Below are 20634 nucleotides of genomic sequence, written 5' to 3'. Positions count from 1 at the left end.
GACGTCGACGTCGAGACGCGCGCGGCAGTGGCTTCAGGCCAGCGCGCGCGCCGCGGCGAGAACCTCCTCCGCATGGCCGGGCACCTTCACCTTCGACCAGACGCGCGCGATGCGCCCCTCGCCGTCGATGAGCACGGTGGTGCGCTCCACCCCCATGTACTTGCGGCCGTACATGCTCTTTTCCACCCAGACGCCGTAGGCTTCGAGCATCGACTTGCTCTCGTCGGAAGCGAGGGGGAAGGTCAGATCGTACTTCGCCCGGAACTTATCGTGGCTCTTCACCGTATCGGGGGAGACGCCCACCACCACGGTATTCGCTTCCCCGAAGGCGGCGCCGAGGGCGTTGAAGCCTTGTGCCTCCAGGGTGCAACCGCTGGTGTCGTCCTTCGGGTAGAAGTAGAGTGCGACCTTGCGACCCTTGAACGCGGCGAGGCTGATTTCCTCGCCGCCCGCGCCCGGTAATGTGAAGGCGGGAGCGTGATCTCCGGTGTCGAGAGGCATGATGCCTTCCTTTCGGCCGATTGATAGTGTGCCACAAGAGACGTTGATCGAGGGGCACATGACCCCTCGGCTGAGGACCAAAAGATTGCCGGGTCAAGGCAACCCCGAATCCCGGACACCTGCTCGATAGCGTGAGCGGCCCGTCCGATCCAGCGGCTCAAGGATCGATGAACCACGACACCGCCACAGCTTTGCGACGGGGTAGGTCGCCTCGGCGGCGGCGGCGGCCGCTGCTATGGCTTTCGCTCGTTCTCGTGGCCGCCCTCACGCTCGCCGTTTCCGGGGCGTTCTGGCGTCTGACCAACGGTCCCCTGCGCATCGACGGCATGTCCGAGCGCGTGGCCTCGGCCATCGCGGGCAGTATCGGCCCCGGTTGGCGAGTGGACCTGCGCGACAGCACCATCGAGCTCGATTCCGAGAATTCCCTGGCGCTTCAGGTCGCCGGCCTCGACATCCACAACCCGGACGGCGCCCTCGTCCTGCGCGCTCCCATGGCGGTGGTGAGCCTGGATACCTGGGGTTTGCTGCGCCTCGCGGTCCAGCCAAGGGCCATCGAGTTCCGCGACCTGCAGATGACGGCCCTGGTCCACCGCGACGGGTCCATCGCCTTTGCCGGTTCCGATCCGGCCCATGCCGCAGCGGAGCCTCATACGCTGCCCAGCGTCGATAGTGCCCGGGGAAACTCGTCGCCGATCTCGGCCGCCATCGCCTCGATCTTCGGCATCGTCCTCGATCCCGCCGGTGTGGTCGGAGCCCTCGACCGGGCACGGATCACCAATGGCCGCCTGACCCTGATCGACGACGACGCGCGCCAGCGCGGGGTGTTCGAGCATGTGAACGGACTGTTCCGACGCGACGCGGTGCGAGATTCGCGGGTGTTCGAGCTGCGCATCGATGGTCCACACGGCGAGTGGCGCTTCGGCGGCGACCTGCACGAGGGCGGCGACGGGAAGCGCAACGGCATCATCACCCTGGACGACCTGCCGGTCACCGACCTGCTCCTCCTCTCGGGGCAATCGAAACTGCCGATCGAGACCGACCTGAAGGTCTCGGCCAAGGCGGAGGCCGGCCTCAACAACGGCCGGATCGAAACCCTGAAAGCGACGGTGAAGACCAGCGACGGCAATTTCCTCATTGAGGAGAAGGACTTCAACCCGGTCACCATCGAAAGCCTGACCGCCTCGGTCAGTTGGGATGAGGCAAAGCGGGTTCTGAACCTCGACAGCATCGATTATCTCGGTGCCGGCAACGCGGTGCATCTCGCCGGTGTCTGGACGGCGAGCCCGGTGGGTGGTCCCACGGCATGGACCCTGGCCCTGGCGGGCAAGGACGCGATCCTGCGCGGTGCCGCCCGGACCGATAAACCGGTCAAGCTCGACGCCCTTTCGGCCCATGTCACGGGGCGGGACGGCGGCATGTCCATCGACGAGTTCACCGTGGCGGGTGCCGGGGGAGCCACCGGCCGGGTCACTGGAACGATCGATACGAGCGCGGATGAAGGCGGTCTGACACTAAAGATCAGCGCCGCCCATACCGACGGGCGCATGGCCCTGCGCCTGTGGCCGGAGCATATCGCTCCGCCCGCCCGGGAGTACCTGGTGGACAACCTCCAGGGCGGGCTCGTGGACAAGGTCGATATCACCGTGGATATGAGCGGGAACGAACTCGCCGCCGCCACGCGCGGCGAGCCGATGCCGGACAGCGCCATCCATATCGACTTCGCCGTCTCCAACGCGACGCTGGCGGTGAGCGAGGGCGCTCCCCCTTTGAGCCGCGGCCGTGTGACGGGAACCATCACCGGCCTCACCACGAACATCCGTGGCGTCACCGCCGACATCAAGATGCCGGACGACCGGACGCTCTTCATCACGGACGGCTCGTTCGTGATCCCGAAGATCACGCCGGACACCGTCACCGCCCAGATCGGCCTCAAGCTCGGAGGCGGCGCGGACGCCCTCGTCGCCCTGCTTCAGACCAAGATGTTCAAGAACCTCACCGGGGTCGAGATCGACCCGGCCACGGTCAAGGGCAATGCCGACCTGCGCATCGACTTCCCGCTCAACCTCAAGCGTATCCCAGAACTGCCCGACCTGCCGGTGAGTCTCACCGGAACTCTCAGTGATCTCGCCGTGGAGAAGGCGTTCGGCAAGGAGAAGCTGGAGAACGGCCGCTTCGCCGTCACCTACGAACGGGGCGGCTTCGCCCTGAAGGGCGACGGCCGGGTGCTCGGCTCGCCGCTCACCCTCGACCTGCGCCAACCGAAGGCGGGCGCACCGGGCGAGGTCAACGCGACGCTCCTCCTCGACGAGGCCCTGCGGGCGAGGCGAGGCCTCCCTGTGGCGCCGCAACTCGCCGGGCCGATCCCGTTGAAGATCAACCTCGCCATCGGAAAGGGCAGCACGGCGCGCTCGCCCATCCGCATGGAAGCGGATCTGTCCCGCGCCTCCATCGACGGCTTGATTCCGGGCTTCGTCAAACCCGCCGGCAAGCCGGGGCGCGTCAGCTTCGTCATGACAGAGGTCAGCCCGGGCGGGGCCATGGACCTGCGCGACATCGTCCTCGATGCCGGCAGCGCCAGCGCGCGCGGCACGGCGGCAATCAATGGCGATGGGCAATTCGACCGGGCCGACCTCTCGAGCTTCAAGCTCTCGCCCGGCGACGACATGCGCATTCAGATCGACCGCAGCGGCAACCTCTACAAGGTGGGCGTGAAGGGGGCCGTGGCCGATGCCCGGCCCTTCATGAAATCGCTCGGAGGACCGGAGGGCAAGGCGTTGAAGGAGAGCGGCCGCGACCAGTCCAAGGAAATCGAGGCCGATATCAGCCTAGGCATCATCACCGGTTTCAACGGCGAGGCGCTGACCGGCGCCACCGCGAAGCTCTCGATGAAGGGCAAGGATTTCCGCTCGGGACGCCTTCAGGGCCGCTTCAACGGAGCCGGCTTCTCGGCGGTGGTGTCCCGCTCGGGCCGCGGCGAACCCTCGATCAATATCGAGACCACCGACGCCGGTGCGACCCTGCGCTTCGTCGATATCTACAAGCGCATGTATGGCGGGCGACTCGTCCTCGGCAGCACCCTCGGTGATGGGCCGCAAACCGGCGTGGTCCAGATCCGCGACTTCATGTTGCGCAACGAACCGGCCCTGTCGAGCATCATGGCGCAGGGGCCGGCGACCAGCGAAGTCGTCGATGCCAAGGGCCGCAAGCAGATCATCCAGAACGCCGGCAACGACGTGAGCTTCGACCGCCTGCGAGCGAACTTCACCCGCACCGGCAGCCGCGTCGACTTTACCGACGCCGCCATCTCCAACGCGGCGATGGGCTTCACCATGAGCGGCTATCTCGACACCGCCAAGGAACGTACCGACATCAACGGCACCTTCGTCCCGCTCTACGGGCTGAACAACGTCGTCTCACGCCTGCCCCTGTTTGGACAACTTCTCGGCGGTGGGAACAACGAGGGGCTGTTCGCCCTCAATTTCCGGGTCTCGGGCCGCCTGTCCAAGCCGGATGTGAGTGTGAACCCGCTCTCCGCCCTAGCGCCCGGCATCCTGCGCCGTCTGTTCAGCGCCGGAGGGAATGACGGCTTTCCCGGCGCGACGTCTGCCGGAGAGACCGAACGCTGAGATAGCCGGGTACCCCATTCACTCTGCGGGTTACTGGATTCACACAGCTGCTCTTTTCGGCAGAGCGCGTCCCTCTGCCCCGTGGGGAGAGGTTAGGAGTGGGGGTGGCTCCGCCAGCCTCCGCAGAACAGGAGGGGCACCCGACCACCCCCACCTCCAACTCCTCCCCACAAGGGGGAGGAGGGCAGGGTGGAGCATCCCGCGAAATCTGTGAATGCCGTAGCGCCGCCGGCTTGGGATGGTGCCCGCCGAGCCGGCGGGAGAGGGGGCGACTTCTCCGAACAACGCGCTCCCCTCATCCGACCCGCTTCGCGGGCCACCTTTCCCCGCCGAAGGGGGAAGGAGATGCGCCACACTTTCGAAAGCCCCAACCGAGGTTCTACCCCCGTCGCCTCACTCAACCCGGAGGAGCACGTGCTTCTTGCGGCCGAAAGAGAGCTTCACCACGCCGTCCTGACCGAGATCGGCCATGGTCAGCACTGCCTTCTCGTCGGTGATCTGGACGTCGTTGACACGCAACCCGCCGCTCTTGATCTGGCGCCTCGCCTCGCTGGTGGAGGGGACGAGCTTGGCGTGGTCGGGACCGAAGGCCGAGAGCACGCCGAGACCGGCTTCCAAAACGGAGCGGGCGACGGTGACGCTCGGCAGGTCCTGCGCCACGGCGCCTTCCACGAAGGTCTTGCGCGCGGTCTCGGAAGCGGCGTCGGCCGCCTCGCGTCCGTGCATCAGGGCCGTCGCCTCGGTAGCGAGCACCTTCTTCGCCTCGTTGATCTCGGCGCCCTGCAGCGCCTGAAGCCGGGCGATCTCGTCCATCGGCAAAAGGGTGAACAGCTTGAGGAACCGCGCCACGTCGGCATCCTCGGTGTTGCGCCAGAACTGCCAGTAATCGTAGGGGCTCAGCATCCCGGCATCGAGCCAGACTGCGCCCGCCGCCGTCTTGCCCATTTTCGCGCCGGACGCCGTGGTGAGCAGCGGGCACGTCAGCCCGTAGAGCTGCGGCGTGCCCATGCGGCGGCCGAGATCGATGCCGTTGACGATGTTCCCCCACTGGTCCGATCCACCCATCTGCAGCACGCAGCCATAGCGGCGGTTGAGCTCGACGAAGTCGTAGGATTGCAGGATCATGTAGTTGAACTCCAGGAACGACAGTTCCTGGTCGCGCTCCAGACGCATCCGCACGCTGTCCATGGACATCATGCGGTTGACCGAGAAGTGCCGGCCGATATCGCGCAGCATCTCGATGTAGTTGAGCTTGGTCAGCCACTCGGCGTTGTCGACCATGGTGGCAGAATTGCCGCCGCCACCGAAGGTCAGGAACCGCGAGAAGGTCTTCTGGATCCCGGCCTTGTTCTCCTCGATCTGCTCCAGCGTCAGGATCTTTCGCGACTCGTCCCGACCGGACGGGTCGCCGACCCGGGTGGTGCCGCCGCCCATCAGGGTGATCGGGGTGCCTCCCGTCGCCTGCAGCCAGTGCAGCATCATGATCGAGAGCAGATGCCCCACATGGAGGGAGGCCGCCGTGCAATCGTAGCCGACATAGGTCGTCAGTCGGCCTTCCAGGGCCGCCGCGTCGATCCCGGCGAGGTCCGATCCCTGGTGGATGTAGCCGCGCTCGGACAGAACCCGCAGGAAGTCGGATTTCGGCGCGAAGGTCTCGGGCTGGTTCGGCGTGGCGGTGGACATGCGGGATTCCGGATTCGACTGGTCGCGGCGCGGGACAGGAGAAACGCCAGCGTGATAGCAGCAGGTCAAGTGATGCGCGGCTCTTAGCAGGGCTCACCGCGGAAGGCACGGGGCGTAAACGGCATGACCATGATGCGGGCGATCGGCCTGATGAGCGGCACCTCCCTCGACGGCGTCGACGTGGCGCTGATCGAGACCGACGGCGAGGACGTGAAGGTGGTCCGTAGCCATAACGGCTATCTCGAACCCCTCGGCCCCACCGGCTATCGCGGCTACACCGATGAGGATCGCGAGTTGCTCCGCCGGGCGCTGTCCGATTCCGAAGCGGTGGTCGCCCGCGAGGATCGGCCCGGCTGCCTCGCGGAGGCGGAGGCCTTCGTCACCGCGGCCCATGCGGAGGCGGTGGAGGCCTTCCTCTCCGCGAACGGCCTGAGCGCCAGCGATATCGACGTGATCGGCTTCCACGGCCAGACCGTGGTCCATCGCCCCGATCAGCGCATGAGCGTGCAGATCGGCGATGGCGCCGCGCTGAGCCGCCGTCTCGGGATTCCGGTGGTGTCGGACCTGCGTCACGCGGACATCGCCGCGGGAGGGCAGGGGGCGCCGCTGGTGCCGGTCTTCCACAAGGCGCTGGCCAAGGCCGCCGGGTTCGAGGGTGCGCTCGGCATCCTCAATATCGGCGGGGTCGCCAATGCCACTCTCATCGCCTCCAACGGCGACGTGATCGCCTTCGACACCGGCCCCGGGAATGCCCTCATCGATGACTGGATGCGCGAGCGCACCGGCCGGCCCCTGGACGATGGCGGGCGCACGGCGGCGCGGGGACGGCCGGACGAGCCGCTCCTCGCCTGGCTCCTGACCCATCCGTTCTTCTTCCGCCGGCCGCCGAAATCGCTGGACCGCAACTGGTTCTCGCACAAGCTCGCCGGCCAGCTTTCCACCGAGGACGGGGCGGCGACGCTCACCGCCTTCACCGCCCGCGCCGTGGCACGCGCCCTCGACCACGCGCCCGAGATCCCCACGCGCTGGATCGTCGCCGGCGGCGGCGCCCGCAACGGCGAGCTGGTGCGGCTCCTGAACTACCACCTGCGCGCCGAGATCACGACGGCGGACGCCATCGGCTGGTCCTCGGCCTATCTCGAAGCCCAGGCCTTCGCGCATCTCGCCGTGCGCTCGCTGAAGGGCCTGCCGATCACCTTCCCGTCGACCACCGGCGTGCGGGAGGCGATGACCGGCGGGGTGCTGGCGCGGCCGGAGGCATGAGCCCGGCGCTTTGCCCTCAGCCGAAACCCGCGCTAGAGCGTCTCCCACCATGTCGCACAACACTTTCGGCCATCTCTTCCGCGTGACCACCTTCGGCGAGAGCCACGGGGTGGCCCTCGGCTGCGTGGTGGACGGGTGCCCGCCCGGGATTGCCATCGAGGCTGCGGACATCCAGGCGGAGCTCGACCGGCGCAAGCCCGGCCAGTCGCGCTTCACGACCCAGCGCCGCGAGCCCGATCAGGTCCGAATCCTGTCGGGCGTCTTCGCCGACGACCGCACCGGCGGCGTCCAGCTGACCACCGGCACGCCGATCGCCCTGGAGATCGAGAACACCGACCAGCGCTCGAAGGATTACTCCGAGATCCGCGACAGCTATCGGCCGGGCCACGCCGACTACGCCTACGACGCCAAATACGGTATCCGCGATTATCGGGGAGGCGGGCGCTCGTCGGCCCGCGAGACCGCCGCCCGCGTGGCGGCCGGGGCCATCGCGCGGCGGGTCCTGCCGGCCGACATCGTCATCCGGGCCGCGCTGGTGCAGATGGGACCGCATGCGGTCGACCGGTCGCGGTGGGATTGGGACGAGGTGGCCCGCAACCCGTTCTTCTGCCCCGATGCCGAGACGGCCAAATTCTACGAAGAGTATCTCGACGGTATCCGCAAGGACGGCTCGTCCATCGGCGCCGTCATCGAAGTCGTCGCCGAAGGCGTGCCGCCCGGCCTCGGAGCGCCGGTCTACGGCAAGCTTGACGCGGATCTCGCCGCCGCGATGATGTCGATCAACGCGGTCAAGGGCGTCGAGATCGGCGACGGCTTCGCCTCGGCGGCTTTGCGCGGCGAGGAGAATGCCGACGAGATGCGCTCCGGCAATGCCGGCGCGCCGACCTTCCTCGCCAATCATGCGGGCGGCGTCCTTGGCGGCATTTCCACCGGCCAGCCGCTGATCTGCCGCTTCGCGGTCAAGCCGACCTCGTCGATTCTGACGCCGCGCATGAGCGTGACGACCAACAACCGCGACGTGGACCTTATCACCAAGGGCCGCCACGACCCCTGCGTCGGCATCCGCGCCGTCCCCGTCGCCGAGGCGATGATGGCGTGCGTGCTGGCCGATCACTATCTGCGTCACCGGGGGCAGGTCGGGACGCGGGGGTGACCCGGCGCGCCGCAGCCCATCCGCCCAGCGAATTCCAAGAGATATCCCGTGCCCCATACCCACGTCACGCAGGCCATCGAGGCCTATGCCCGCGGCGAGATCGTCGTCGTTACCGATGACGACGATCGCGAGAACGAGGGCGACCTCGTCGTTGCGGCCTCGCTCTGCACGCCGGAGAAGATGGCCTTCATCGTCCGCAACACCTGCGGCATCGTCTGCGCGCCTCTCACCCGCGCCGAGGCACGGCGTCTGCGGCTCGACCCGATGGTGGCCTCCAACGATGCGCCGCTCGGCACCGCCTTCACCGTTACGGTGGATGTGAAGCACGGACTCACAACCGGCATCTCGGCCGAGCAGCGCTGCAACACGGTGCGCGCGCTCGCCAATGGCAATATGGGCGAATCCGACTTCGTCCGCCCCGGCCACGTCTTCCCGCTCATCGCCAAGGACGGCGGCGTCCTCATGCGCTCCGGCCACACGGAGGCGGCGGTGGACCTCTGCAAGCTCGCCGGGCTGCCGCCGGTGGGCGTCATCTGCGAACTGGCCAACGATGACGGCACGGTGATGAAGGGGCCGCAGATCACGGCCTTCTCGGAGTTGCACAACCTCAAGCGCGTGTCGGTGGCCGATCTCATCGCCTACCGGCAGGCGCGCGAGAAGCTGGTCGAGCGCGTTGGGACCTTCCCGGTGAAGTCGGAATTCGGTGAGCTCACCGGCTTCGCCTACACGACCCCGTTCGAGACGGTTCAGCAATTCGCCTTCGTCCAGGGGGATATCGGCGACGGACGCGACGTGCTGGTGCGTCTGCATCGCTCCAACGTGGTGGCCGACGTGATCGGAGGCGGCAAGTCGATCGATTGCGTCCTGCGCCGTTTCGCCAAGGAGGGACGCGGCGTCCTCGTCTATCTGCGCGACGGCACCGCCGGCGTGCCGCTCTCCTCCTATGCGGAGGAGGGGGCGGAGGCCCAGCGCGTGCGGCAATGGCGCGAGGTCGGTCTCGGCGCCCAGATCCTGCGCGACCTCGGCATCGTCTCGATCCGCAACCTCGCCACCTCGTCCCGCTCCTATGTGGGCCTTTCGGGCTTTGGCATCGACCTGCTGGGCGAGGTGCCGCTGGAGGGGTGAGGGGTCCTCATCGTCCCATCAGCGCATCCATATGGGCGGTGACGGACCGGGCGAGACCGTCCAGGCTGTAGCCGCCCTCCAGCACCGACACGATCCGGCCGCCGGCATGCTTGTCGGCGAGTTCCATGAGCTTCCGCGTGGCCCAGCCGAAATCGGCCTCGTCGAGTTCGACGCTGGCCAGTGGATCGAGGCGGTGGGCGTCGAACCCTGCCGAGATCACAATCAGGTCGGGGGCGAAAGTGGAGAGGCGGGCGAGGACCCCCTTCTCGAATTTCTCGCGAAAAATCCCGCTGTCGTCGCCGGCCCGCAACGGCACGTTGACGATCGTGTCGTGGGTGCCCCGCTCGCCCACGGCGCCCGTGCCGGGGAACAGCGGCATCTCATGGGTCGAGGCGTACATCACCGCCGCATCGTCCCAGAAGATATCCTGCGAGCCGTTGCCGTGATGGACGTCCCAATCCACCAGCGCCACGCGGCTTGCCCCGTGGCGCTCGCGCGCATGGCGGACGGCGATGGCGGCGGAATTGAACAGGCAGAAGCCCATCGCCTGCATGCGCTCGGCATGGTGGCCCGGCGGCCGCATGGCGACGAACGCGTTCGAACAGGCCCCGCTCATCACCGCATCCACGGCATGGACGGCGCCGCCGACGCCGCGCAGGGCCGCGTCGAGGGTGCCCGGCGACATCAGCGTATCCGAATCGATCTGGACGTAGCCCGACCGCGGGGAGGCCGCGATGATCGCCTCCACATAGGGAACGGGATGGGCGAGAGCGACCGTCTCCGTCTCAGCGCGGGGCGCCGATTCGCGCAGCAGACCCGAGAACCGCTCCTTCTCCAGGGCGGCCTCCACCGCGCGGATCCGGTCCGATCGTTCCGGGTGCCCCTCGGGCATCTGGTGATCCAGCGCGGCGGGGTGGCTTACGTACAGGGTCGTCACGCTCATCCCTCCGAACCGTCCTCGTCGTCCCACCCGACCCGACTGTGCTTTACGCACAACATACGATGCAAATGCGCCACGGTTCAGAGTAGCGAGATTACGCGTCGATGAGTCTGCGAGTTAGATGGCGACATAATCCATCAACCACATTCTTCGAAGCCCTTTGGCTTCGGGACAGGCTCACTCTCACATGTCGCCCACGACCCGGTCGCCCATCCCATCCCGTCACGGCGTCCTGCGACGCTCGCTCGGCGCCGCGATGATCCTGTCCGCCCTCGCTCTCGGCGCCTGCAACACGCAGACGGCGACCGCTCCTCTCAGCCCGCCCACCGCGCATACGGCCCTGGCCCAGCCCCCGGCACTGACCGGCGAGGCCCGCGACAAGGAATGGCTGAAACAGGCGCCGCAGGGCAATGTCGATCCCAAGATCGCCCGCACCACCGTCGACTACAAGACGAACGAGCCCCCCGGCACCGTCATCGTCGTGACCAAGGAGCGCCGTCTCTATTACGTGCTGCCGGACGGCAAGGCCGTGCGCTATCCCGTGGCCGTGGGCCATGCGGGCATGGCCTGGGCCGGGACCGCTAATGTCGACCGCAAGGGCGAGTGGCCGGATTGGAACCCGCCGCCAGAGATGATCGCCCGCCGCCCGGAACTGCCCAAGCGCCTTGAGGGCGGCCCCACCAGCCCCATAGGAGCCCGCGCGCTTTACCTCGCCGAAGGCAAGAAGGACACGCTGTTCCGCATCCACGGCACCAACGAGCCGGAGAAGATCGGTCAAGCCGTGTCATCCGGCTGCATCCGCATGCTCAACGCAGACGTGGTCGATCTCTACGAGCGCGTGCCGATCGGCGCGAAGGTGGTGGTGCGCTAAGGCGAAGACGGAAACCGGCTTCGTCGCCGAGGCGGCGGAGCCGAGCTCCAATGATACGATTCGGAAAGGCTCATTCGTGAGTAGCCTTTAACCTGAACGTTGATTCAGATTTGGCCGTTAACTTCTTGAACGGGTGCCTCCTGCATAGTCATCGACATGCAGAAACACAGACCGGCGCAAATAAAGCCGGGGAGGCACCAACCAATGATCAACCATTCGCTTCAGCTCTTCTGTAACCGTGTCGTCGCCGCCGGCCGTATCACCGCCCCCGACGTCCAGGTCCTCGGCCGCGACGTGCTCCCGGACGGCATCTCGCATGCGGACGAGGCCGACATGCTCATCGCCCTCGACCGGGCGGTCCCGCGGAGCGACGCCTCCTACGCCGACCTGGTCAGCGCCGCGGTGGTGAATTTCGCCGTCTGGGGCGAGCGTCCCACCGGCTACGTCGATGTCGAGATCGCCCGCTGGCTCGTCGGCTCCCTGCGTAGCGATGCCGGCCCGACTCCGCTCGCCGCCCGCATCGCCTTCGAGATCGTGCGTGAAGCCGAGTCCAGCCACGAGATCCTCGTGGCCTTCGCCATCGGCAGCGCACACCGTCGCGTCCAAACGGAGGATTCCGACTCGGCCCCTGTCGCCGAACTCCTCGACGCGGCCTGAAATGAGACTTTCGGAACGGGTCCGCCAGGCCGACGACGCGCTCTATCGGGCCAAAGAGGAGGGGCGCAACCGCTGCGCGGCCGTGTGGTCGCCATCCCCTGTGATTTTGAATACACACGCGCCCCGGCGCAGCGCATGAACAATCCTTCATTGGCCCAGCTTTGCGAAGCCGCACAACTGCTTTAACGGGAACGAGCTTGAGCGCGACGGCGCTCGTGACCTTTCCTGCTTCACCAGAGTGCCTGGACAGATGTTCGAGAAAATCCTGATTGCGAACCGCGGCGAGATTGCGTGCCGCATCATCAAGACCGCGCGCAGGATGGGCATCAAGACGGTCGCCGTCTATTCCGATGCCGACAGGGACGCCGTGCACGTGGCGATGGCCGACGAGGCGGTCCATATCGGCCCCGCTCCGGCCGCGCAGTCCTACCTGATCATCGACAAGATCATCGAGGCCTGCAAGCAGACCGGCGCCCAGGCGGTCCACCCCGGCTATGGCTTCCTGTCCGAGCGCGAGGCGTTCCCGCGCGCGCTGGCCGAGGCCGGCATCGTCTTCATCGGCCCCAATCCCGGCGCCATCGCCGCCATGGGCGACAAGATCGAATCCAAGAAGGCGGCCTCGGCTGCCAACGTCTCCACCGTGCCGGGCTTCCTCGGCGTCATTGAGAGCCCCGAACACGCCGTCACCATCGCCGACGAGATCGGCTATCCGGTGATGATCAAGGCCTCCGCCGGCGGTGGCGGCAAGGGCATGCGCATCGCCTATTCCTCCGACGAGGTCGCGGAGGGCTTCGCCCGCGCCAAGTCCGAGGCCGCCTCGTCCTTTGGCGACGACCGGGTGTTCGTGGAGAAGTTCATCACCGACCCGCGCCACATCGAGATCCAGGTGATCGGCGACAAGCACGGCAACGTCATCTATCTCGGCGAGCGCGAATGCTCGATCCAGCGCCGCAACCAGAAGGTCATCGAGGAGGCGCCGTCGCCGCTCCTCGACGAGGCGACCCGGAAGAAGATGGGCGAGCAGGCCGTGGCGCTCGCCAAGGCCGTCTCCTACGATTCCGCCGGTACCGTCGAGTTCGTCGCCGGCCAGGACAAGTCGTTCTACTTCCTCGAGATGAACACCCGTCTCCAGGTCGAACATCCGGTCACCGAGATGATCACCGGCCTCGATCTTGTGGAGATGATGATCCGCTCGGCCTATGGCGAGGCGCTGCCGCTGACGCAGGATCAGGTGAAGCTCAACGGCTGGGCCGTGGAGAGCCGCGTCTATGCCGAGGACCCGACCCGCAACTTCCTGCCCTCCATCGGCCGCCTGACCACCTACCGGCCGCCGGAAGAAGGGCCGTTCGGCTCGGCCATCGTGCGCAACGATACCGGCGTGGAGGAGGGCGGCGAGATCGCGATCCACTACGATCCGATGATCGCCAAGCTGGTAACCTGGGCGCCGACCCGCGCCGAGGCGATCGAATCGCAGGGCGAAGCGCTGGATTCCTTCGCCATCGACGGCATCCGCCACAACATCCCGTTCCTGTCGGCCCTCATGGCGCATCCGCGCTGGCGCTCGGGCAACATCTCCACCGGCTTCATCGCCGAGGAGTTCCCGGAGGGCTTCTCGGCGCCCGAGCCGACGGGCGAGATCGCCCAGCGCATGGCCGCCGCCGCCGCCGCGATCGACCACAAGCTCAACACCCGCAAGCGCGGCATCTCCGGCCAGATGCGCGATCCGGCCTTGCTCCATTTCGAGCGCGACCGCGTCGTGATCCTCGCCGGTCAATCCTACCCGGTGACGGTGGACGATCTCGGCGACCAGATCGTCGTCACGGCCGAGGACGGCAAGACCTGGACCGTGGAGAGCGACTGGCGTCCGGGCGAGCCGGTCTGGTCGGGCGAGATCGGCGGCACCCGCGTCGCCATTCAGGTCCGCGGCCTCCTCAACGGCGTGGCGCTCCAGCACGGCGGCGCGGCGGCCGAGGCTCGGGTCTTCACCCGGCGCGAGGCGGAGCTCGCCGCCCTGATGCCGGTCAAGGAGAATGCCGGTTCCGGCAAGCAGGTGCTCTGCCCGATGCCCGGTCTGGTGAAGGCCATTCTGGTGAAGGAAGGCCAGGAAGTGAAGAACGGCGAACCCCTCGCCATCGTCGAGGCGATGAAGATGGAGAACGTCCTGCGCGCCGAGCGCGACGCCACCATCTCCAAGATCGCCGCGAAGGAAGGCGACAGCCTGGCGGTCGACGCGGTCATCATCGAATTCGCCTGAGGGCGACTTCCTCCGGACCGGCGGGTTGGGCATCGTCTCACCCAGCCGGTCCGTGCGCTTCACCGTTCCGGGACAGCGGACTGGAGGAGGGACGCTCGACAACACCCACCCGGTCACCCAGCCCATGCCCCTCTATTTTTCCTACGGCGCCAACATGGATGCCGCAGCCATGGCGGCGCGCTGCCCCGGCTCGACCTCCCTCGGCACCGCACGGCTGAACCGGCACCGCTTCATCATCATGCGGGAGGGCTACGCCTCGGTGGTGCGGGCCCCCGCATCCACCGTCTGGGGCGTCCTCTGGGATCTGGCCTTGGCCGACGTGCCGGCCCTCGACCGCTACGAGGGTGTCGCCGGGCGGCTCTACACCAAAGCCTATCAGCCGGTGACGACCTCGACCGGGGTGAAACGCGCTCTGATCTATCTCGGATGCAGTGGCGTTCCGGGAGCTCCGAGACCCGATTATCTTCAGCCGGTCCTGGCCGCCGCCGAAGCCGCCTCGCTCCCGCCCGCCTATATCGCGGAGATGCGCCGCTGGCTGCGGGCGCCGCGCGGCTGAGGAAACCCCATACCAAGCCTCTGCGGCGGCAGACGATCCGGCCTTCGCGAAGCAGATCGCCCCGCACCCGCGCGCCGGCGCCTACCACTACGTCGGGGTGTCGATGTCGTCCCACGCGGTCTCGTGCCCGTTCTGGAACCCGGTGAGCCAGTTCAGGGCGACGTGGCGTTCCGCGACGACGTCGCCATTGAGGCTCTCGAGGCGGAGGTCCTTCTGCCGGGCCTGCCGCACGATCCAATGCTCCCGCCACACTCGGTCGAGGGCGTCGAGAATCTCTCCGGACGGGCGAAGACGCAATTCCCGCGAAGCGCTTCCGTCGCTGGCGAGAGCCGCGACGGACCGCCAGAGGGCGTCGACATCGATCAGCCGATCGCTTTCGGCGATCCGGGCGGCATCGATGCCCAAAGCCCAGAACAGGGTGTTGGCGGCCTCGTAGCGCCACGTCATGGCGAAGGCGTCCTCAGCCGCGACGGCTCGTACCTGACCCGCCTCGCGGGGCGTCAGGGCATCGAGGCCCACCGGATTGCAGGCCGGCTGCCCCGCCGCGATCGGCTCGCCGCCGGTCGCGTGCGCCTGGCCGTGGGCGGCGACATACAGCAGCGCGAGGGCACGCCGGAGCACGTCTTCCGGGCGTCGCAGGACGAGCTCGGCCTCCCCGATGGTGGGCGGCATGGCGGCCGGTGGTTTCGGCTCCATCCCTCTAAGGCGGTCGAGGGTCCGCGCGCGGCGCGCGACGGCGTCGGGCAGATAGGGCAGGACGGCGGCCGGGTCGGATTCACCCTCGGCCGAGATGACGACCTTCATGTCGGGCGCTCGCACGGACCCGTCCGGGAGGAACAGGACCGCATTGGCAGCGTTCGCCCAGGCTTGCACGTCGTCGAGATCAACGGTCACTACCTCGAAACTCACATGGTTTCGAACGCGTTGCAGATGACGCCAGAGATGGTAGCGAGACGCCGTCATCTGGCCGTCTCCGCGTCCCATCACGTAGCCGATGAACCCTTCGAGATGCGGCGCGAGTTCGGGATCGGACAGATCGCGCAGTCCGAACAATTCATGCGGAAAATTGAGCGGCGGTAGGTCGCGGACGGTGGCATAGGCATTGACGATGAGCGGCTCGACCGGGGCTGCCTCGGACCGCTCCCGGCTTCGCCCGAACAGTCGCCTGAGAATGTCCATCGTCGCTCCTTATCGACTATTCGCGCGTGTCCCGACCGCGCCGGAGGGAGCCGGGCCCCTCGCGTCGCCGCGATCGCCCCATGACGGTGGCCGGATATCTCGCGTCCATCGTCGACTCAAGCGCCCACCGCGATGCCGTCGATGGCGGACCCGGCAGGACGTGCTTGCCTGATGTCCCGCACCCATCATGTTCGGACGAAAGTCATCGCAACACCATTTGCTTGTTGAGTCGAGCCGAGTTTCCGGCCACGAGATCGCCCCGGTTCGGGCGCGCGGACCTGAGAGGAGCGTTACCCTGGCTACGATCAGAACCGTCGACGTGGTGATCCGCGGCCGGGTGCAGGGCGTCGGCTACCGGTACTGGACCTCGCGCGAAGCGGAACGTCGCGGCCTGAACGGGCATGTTCGCAACCGTGCGGATGGCGGTGTGGAAGCCAGGTTCAGCGGACCGTCCGATGCGGTCGCCGCCATGCTGGATGCCTGCCGAAGCGGGCCCGCCGATGCCGTCGTGTCCTCGGTCGAGGCGATCGACTCGGCCGATCCTCCCGATGCGGGATTTCGCATCCTGCGAGCCTGATCTCTCTCCGCCGCCATCCGTGGCAGCGGGTTACTCCGATCCTTCACCGTGAGAGATTCGTTTCCCACGGATCGGGCCGATGCCCTATGGTCCGCGCCGCAAGCGGAGCGGGCCCGGACCGGTGAGACCGGGTTCCGGTCGGCCACAAGCCGGGAAGCGATCAGAGCCCATGCAGCACCCGTTCACCCTCGCGGATTTCTCGCCGCTCGACATTGCCGGCCTCCTCTACTTCGTCACCGCATGGGCCGGCTACGGCATAGCCGTGGCGCGGATGCGCGGGCGGCGCACGAGTCTGAGTCAGATCATGAACCGCCAGCGGGAGGAATGGTCGCGCCAGCTCACCGTCCGCGACAACCGGGTGGTCGACACCACGATCAACGCCTCTCTCCAGAACGGGACGGCCTTCTTCGCCTCGACCTCCCTCATCGCTCTTGGCGGCGTGCTGACCCTGTCCCGCTCCGGCGACGACGTGCTCACCCTGTTCGGCGCGCTGCCCTTCGGCGCCATCGCCACCCGCGTCACCTGGGAGATCAAGGTGGCGGGCCTCGCCATGGTCTTCGTCTACGCGTTCTTCAAATTCGCCTGGGCCTACCGCCTGTTCAATTACGGCGCGATCCTCATCGGCGCGGTGCCTCCCAAGGGCACAGGCGCCCCGAAAGCCGACATGGACCGCGCCGCCAGACGGGCCGCCGCCATGAACATCGCCGCCGGCAGCCATTTCGCGAAAGGGCAGCGCGCGTTTCTCTTCGCGCTGGCCTATCTCGGCTGGTTCGTGAATGCCTGGTTCCTGATGATCGCCACGACGGCCGTCATCTGCGTCATGTGGCGCCGGCAATTCACCTCCGACATCCGCGCCATCCTCCTCACCGAGGACGACGAGGCCACCCTGCAGGACACCGACGCATGAGTACAGAGCGCAAATCCGTGAGCGAGGAGGAGATCGGCGAATCGATCCTTCGCCTCGTCGCCGAACGAGGCGAAGGCAAGACCGTCTGCCCCTCGGAAGTGGCGCGTCATCTCGGCGGGCCACATCCGGATGGCTGGAGCCCGCTGATGCAGCCGGTTCGCCGCATGGCCGTGCGCCTCACCAAGGAAGGCCGTATCGCCATCCTGCGCAAGGGCAAGCCCGTGGCCGACCCTGACGACTTTCGCGGGATCTACCGCCTTGGAATGCCCGCCCCGGAGACCGGGGAGGGCTGAGCCGAGCCGCAGCGAAAGGGTCAGTCGGACTTCGCCCGCGGCGCCGGCAGCAACGCGTCGGTATAACCGGCGAGCCGGTAGACGATCAGCCCGATCCATTCCTTGACCACGAGATCGAGGACCAGCAGCCCGTCGGAGGCGAAGCTCTTCGGCTTCCAGGCGTCGCTCCATCCCACAGTGCGGTAATCGACCGGATAGGCCGTCACATCGAAACCGGCCTGGCGGAAGCAGCCGATGGCGCGCGGCATGTGCCAGGCGGAGGTGACCAACAGCCAGCGTTCGCCCGCAACCGGCTTGACCAGATCGGCCGAGAAGCGCGCGTTCTCATGGGTGTTGCGCGAGCGGTCCTCCAGGATCAGGCGCGTGCGCGGCAGCCCGAGCGTATCGGCGAAGCGGCTGACGATCTCGGCTTCCGACGTTCCGTCGGTGCCGAGCAATCCGCTGCCTCCCGAGAAGAGGAGCCGCGCTTGCGGGTAGCGGCGGGCGAGATCCGCCAAGGCGATCGGCCGCTCGCCGGCATCGTTCACCGAAAGCTGGCCGCGCGCCAGCGTCGTCTGGGTCTCCACCGCGCCACCCAGCACGATCACGCCCGTGACCGATGCGCCGTCCTCCGCGAAGCGCGGAAAGCGGTCTTCGAGGGGCAGGGCGATCCAGGCGGAGAGGGGCAGGAGACCGCCGAGGAAGAGCCCGGCGAAGCCGAGGAGGGCCAGCCCGCGCCCGAGGCGCGGCGTCCAGCCGCCGAACATCAGGACGCAGCCGAGGAGCCCGATCAGGATGAAGAAATTCGACGGCGTGATGACGAAATAGATCAGTTTCGAGAGCGGAAAGAACATGTCTGGACCCTGAAGCCTCGTATCTGCCGGACGATTCGGCGTGTGTGGGTCAAGCCCGGTCCGGTCCGTCCGCATCCGGCGGGTAGGGGTGCTCATGTCCCTGCGGGTCGGTGACCCGCCAGCCGGATTCGTCGGCCCCAAGATAGGACGGCCCCACCGGCACCTTGCCGTGTCCGCCGGGGATATCGAGGACGTAGAGCGGCTGGGCGAGGCCGGACAGGCGCCCGCGCAGGCGCCCCATGAGATCGCGCCCAGCCGCCAATCCGGTGCGCAGATGGCCGGTGCCCGGCGCGAGATCGCCGTGATGGAGATAATAGGGTTTCACCCGGTTCTCGACGAAGCTCCGCATCAAGCGCGCGAGGGTCTCCGGGTCGTCGTTGACTCCGGCGAGGAGCACCGTCTGGCTCACCATCGGGATGCCGGCATCGACGAGACGGGCGATGGCGGCTGTCGCGGCCGGCGTGAATTCGCGCGGATGATTGGCGTGGAGCGCGACATAGACCGCGCCGCCGAAGCGCTTCAGGGCAGCGACGAGATCGTCGTCCACGCGGGCGGGCTCGACCACCGGCACGCGGGTATGGATACGCAGGACCTTGACGTGCGGGATGACGGCAAGGGCCTCGGCGATCTGCCCGAGCCGGCGGGCCGAGAGGGCGAAGGGGTCGCCGCCGGTGAGGATCACCTCCCAGATGTCGGGCCGGTCTGCGATGTAGGCGAAAGCAGCGGCGAGTTCGTCCTCGCTCAGGGTGCCGAGCCCGTCCGGCCCCACCATCTCGCGGCGGAAGCAGAAGCGGCAATAGACCGGACAGACATGGAGCGGCTTCAGCAGCACCCGGTCGGGATAGCGGTGGACGAGGCCCGGAAGCGGCGAATGCGCGGCATCGCCGATCGGGTCCGAATCCTCCTCCGGGCGCGTCACCAGTTCCTCCGCGCGGGGCAGGAACTGGCGGGCCATGGGATCGGCGGGGTCGGTGGGGTCGATGAGTTCGGCCATGTCGGGCGTCAGCGAAACCGCGTATCGCGCCGCCACTGATTCGAGCGCGGGAAGATCGGACGTAGCGACGAGCCCGGCTTCGACGAGCTGCGCGGGGGTGCGAAGGGAGCGGGGCAGGGGCCTGTTCACGCTCCCTCCCCCATTCCCACCGCTGTCTCCGCAACCGGCGTCCAGATCACGTCGTCGATGCGCGGCGCGCCCACCGCGAGCATGACCAGCCTGTCGAGGCCCAGCGCGATGCCGCTCGCCTCCGGCATGATGGCCAGGGCCGAGAGGAAATCCTCGTCGATCGGGTAGGTCTCGCCGTAGATCCGCGCCTTCTCCGCCATCTCGATCTCGAACCGCCGCCGCTGCTCGTGCGGGTCGGTGAGTTCGCCGAAGGCGTTGGCGAGCTCGACACCGCAGGCGTAGAGCTCGAACCGCTCCGCCACGCGGGGGTCGCAGGGGCTGGGACGGGCCAGGGCCGCCTCGCTCACGGGATACTCGTAGAGCAGGGTCGGCCGTCCGTCGCCGAGCTTCGGCTCGATCAGGGCGACGAGGACGCGGCTGAACAGGTCGGCCCAGGAATCGTCTTCCGCCACCCGCAGGCCGCAGGCGGCCATTGCGGCGGCGAGGCCGTCCCTGTCCGTGCCCCCGCCGGGCTCGATCGTCGCCAGGAGGTCGATGCCGGCATGGCGCCAGAACGCCTCGGCGAGGGTGAGGCGCTCGAAGGCCGCGAAGGGATCTGATTCCCGGCCGCGAAAGCGGAAGGAGCGGACCTTCGCCTCGTCGGCCGCCAGCGCCAGGATCTCGGCGCAGTCGCGCATCAAGACTTCGTAGTCCTCGCCGGCCCGGTACCATTCGAGCATGGTGAATTCCGGATGGTGCAGGGGACCGCGCTCGCGGTTGCGGAACACCCGCGCCAGACTGAACAGCCGCGTCTCTCCCGCCGCCAGCAGCTTCTTGCAGGCGAATTCCGGCGATGTGTGGAGATAGAGCGGGGAGGCGGCTCCGTCATGGCCCATGGCCGAGGTGGCGAAGGCCGAGAGATGGGCCTCGTTGCCCGGCGAGACCTGGAGGGCGGCGGCTTCGACCTCGACGAAGTCGCGGGCCGCGAAGTGCCCGCGCAGGGCCGCGACGATGCGGTTTCGCGCCAGAAGCGCCGGTCGGCGGTCGGTATGCCGGTGCGGTGCCCACCAGGGCGAGGGAGAACTGGTCACGCCCGCGCGTCCCGTAGCCGGCA

The 20634-nt window shown here is 67.7% G+C and carries 18 protein-coding genes; 11 read left to right on the top strand and 7 right to left on the bottom strand.

The window, feature by feature from the left end; genetic code table 11:
* Positions 1–33: 33 nt before the first annotated feature.
* Positions 34–501, bottom strand: coding sequence for a peroxiredoxin (locus tag ASF26_RS13945; RefSeq protein ID WP_056255063.1), 468 nt, complete (start codon positions 499–501; stop codon positions 34–36).
* A gap of 167 nt (positions 502–668) precedes the next feature.
* On the opposite strand from ASF26_RS13945, the gene ASF26_RS13940 reads away from it, so the two are divergent.
* A complete protein-coding gene (locus tag ASF26_RS13940; RefSeq protein WP_056255060.1) occupies positions 669–4127 on the top strand; it encodes a DUF3971 domain-containing protein in 3459 nt (1152 codons plus the stop codon).
* Positions 4128–4520: 393 nt separating this feature from the next.
* On the opposite strand, the gene tyrS is transcribed toward ASF26_RS13940, so the two are convergent.
* Entirely contained in the window at positions 4521–5810 is a 1290-nt protein-coding gene (gene tyrS / locus ASF26_RS13935; RefSeq protein ID WP_056255057.1) for a tyrosine--tRNA ligase, read from the bottom strand.
* Between the two features lie 123 nt (positions 5811–5933).
* Between tyrS and ASF26_RS13930 the strand changes: the two genes are divergently transcribed.
* The 3 genes from ASF26_RS13930 to ribB are packed head-to-tail and all read left to right on the top strand — an operon-like array spanning position 5934 to position 9351.
* A complete protein-coding gene (locus ASF26_RS13930) occupies positions 5934–7073 on the top strand; it encodes an anhydro-N-acetylmuramic acid kinase (RefSeq protein ID WP_018044428.1) in 1140 nt (379 codons plus the stop codon).
* A 49-nt stretch (positions 7074–7122) separates the two neighbouring features.
* Positions 7123–8226 (top strand): chorismate synthase, encoded by a 1104-nt coding sequence (gene aroC, locus ASF26_RS13925; protein WP_056255054.1) that lies wholly within the window; start codon positions 7123–7125, stop codon positions 8224–8226.
* A 48-nt stretch (positions 8227–8274) separates the two neighbouring features.
* Positions 8275–9351 carry a 3,4-dihydroxy-2-butanone-4-phosphate synthase gene (gene ribB / locus ASF26_RS13920; protein WP_056255051.1) on the top strand — a complete coding sequence of 359 codons (1077 nt, stop codon included), beginning with the start codon at positions 8275–8277 and terminating at the stop codon, positions 9349–9351.
* Positions 9352–9358: 7 nt separating this feature from the next.
* Here the strand turns inward: ribB and ASF26_RS13915 are convergent, their stop codons facing one another.
* A complete protein-coding gene (locus ASF26_RS13915) occupies positions 9359–10288 on the bottom strand; it encodes a histone deacetylase family protein (protein WP_056255784.1) in 930 nt (309 codons plus the stop codon).
* 190 nt (positions 10289–10478) lie between these two features.
* Between ASF26_RS13915 and ASF26_RS13910 the strand changes: the two genes are divergently transcribed.
* From ASF26_RS13910 to ASF26_RS13895, 4 genes are all read left to right on the top strand, one after another.
* The gene (locus tag ASF26_RS13910; RefSeq protein WP_056255048.1) at positions 10479–11162 is read left to right on the top strand and encodes a L,D-transpeptidase; all 684 of its coding nucleotides are present in this window, start codon (positions 10479–10481) and stop codon (positions 11160–11162) included.
* A 204-nt stretch (positions 11163–11366) separates the two neighbouring features.
* Entirely contained in the window at positions 11367–11819 is a 453-nt protein-coding gene (locus tag ASF26_RS13905) for a hypothetical protein (protein WP_056255045.1), read from the top strand.
* A gap of 250 nt (positions 11820–12069) precedes the next feature.
* Positions 12070–14073, top strand: coding sequence for an acetyl/propionyl/methylcrotonyl-CoA carboxylase subunit alpha (locus ASF26_RS13900; protein ID WP_056255041.1), 2004 nt, complete (start codon positions 12070–12072; stop codon positions 14071–14073).
* 124 nt (positions 14074–14197) lie between these two features.
* On the top strand, positions 14198–14629 hold the full coding sequence (locus tag ASF26_RS13895; protein ID WP_056255038.1) for a gamma-glutamylcyclotransferase: 432 nt from the start codon (positions 14198–14200) through the stop codon (positions 14627–14629).
* 87 nt (positions 14630–14716) lie between these two features.
* On the opposite strand, the gene ASF26_RS13890 is transcribed toward ASF26_RS13895, so the two are convergent.
* Positions 14717–15808 (bottom strand): DUF4272 domain-containing protein, encoded by a 1092-nt coding sequence (locus tag ASF26_RS13890; RefSeq protein WP_056255035.1) that lies wholly within the window; start codon positions 15806–15808, stop codon positions 14717–14719.
* Positions 15809–16127: 319 nt separating this feature from the next.
* Here ASF26_RS13890 and ASF26_RS13885 point away from each other — a divergent pair, with 319 nt between their 5' ends.
* From ASF26_RS13885 to ASF26_RS13875, 3 genes are all read left to right on the top strand, one after another.
* Positions 16128–16385 carry an acylphosphatase gene (locus tag ASF26_RS13885; RefSeq protein ID WP_244475937.1) on the top strand — a complete coding sequence of 86 codons (258 nt, stop codon included), beginning with the start codon at positions 16128–16130 and terminating at the stop codon, positions 16383–16385.
* Positions 16386–16554: 169 nt separating this feature from the next.
* Positions 16555–17292 (top strand): DUF599 domain-containing protein, encoded by a 738-nt coding sequence (locus ASF26_RS13880; protein ID WP_056255031.1) that lies wholly within the window; start codon positions 16555–16557, stop codon positions 17290–17292.
* The gene (locus tag ASF26_RS13875) at positions 17289–17585 is read left to right on the top strand and encodes a DUF3253 domain-containing protein (RefSeq protein WP_056255028.1); all 297 of its coding nucleotides are present in this window, start codon (positions 17289–17291) and stop codon (positions 17583–17585) included. Before ASF26_RS13880 ends, ASF26_RS13875 begins: the two co-directional genes overlap by 4 nt.
* A gap of 20 nt (positions 17586–17605) precedes the next feature.
* Here ASF26_RS13875 and ASF26_RS13870 read toward each other — a convergent pair whose 3' ends face one another.
* The 3 genes from ASF26_RS13870 to epmA are packed head-to-tail and all read right to left on the bottom strand — an operon-like array spanning position 17606 to position 20611.
* Complete coding sequence (locus tag ASF26_RS13870) at positions 17606–18418, bottom strand: YdcF family protein (RefSeq protein WP_056255025.1); 813 nt, start codon at positions 18416–18418, stop codon at positions 17606–17608.
* A gap of 49 nt (positions 18419–18467) precedes the next feature.
* The gene (locus ASF26_RS13865) at positions 18468–19529 is read right to left on the bottom strand and encodes a lysine-2,3-aminomutase-like protein (protein WP_056255780.1); all 1062 of its coding nucleotides are present in this window, start codon (positions 19527–19529) and stop codon (positions 18468–18470) included.
* An 8-nt stretch (positions 19530–19537) separates the two neighbouring features.
* Entirely contained in the window at positions 19538–20611 is a 1074-nt protein-coding gene (gene epmA, locus ASF26_RS13860) for an EF-P lysine aminoacylase EpmA (protein ID WP_056255020.1), read from the bottom strand.
* Between the last annotated feature and the right edge of the window lie 23 nt (positions 20612–20634).

This window comes from Methylobacterium sp. Leaf93 (assembly GCF_001422345.1).
GTDB lineage: Bacteria > Pseudomonadota > Alphaproteobacteria > Rhizobiales > Beijerinckiaceae > Methylobacterium > Methylobacterium bullatum.
The sequence above is the reverse complement of the archived record's forward strand: the minus strand, read 5'-3'. Positions and strand labels throughout refer to the sequence as shown.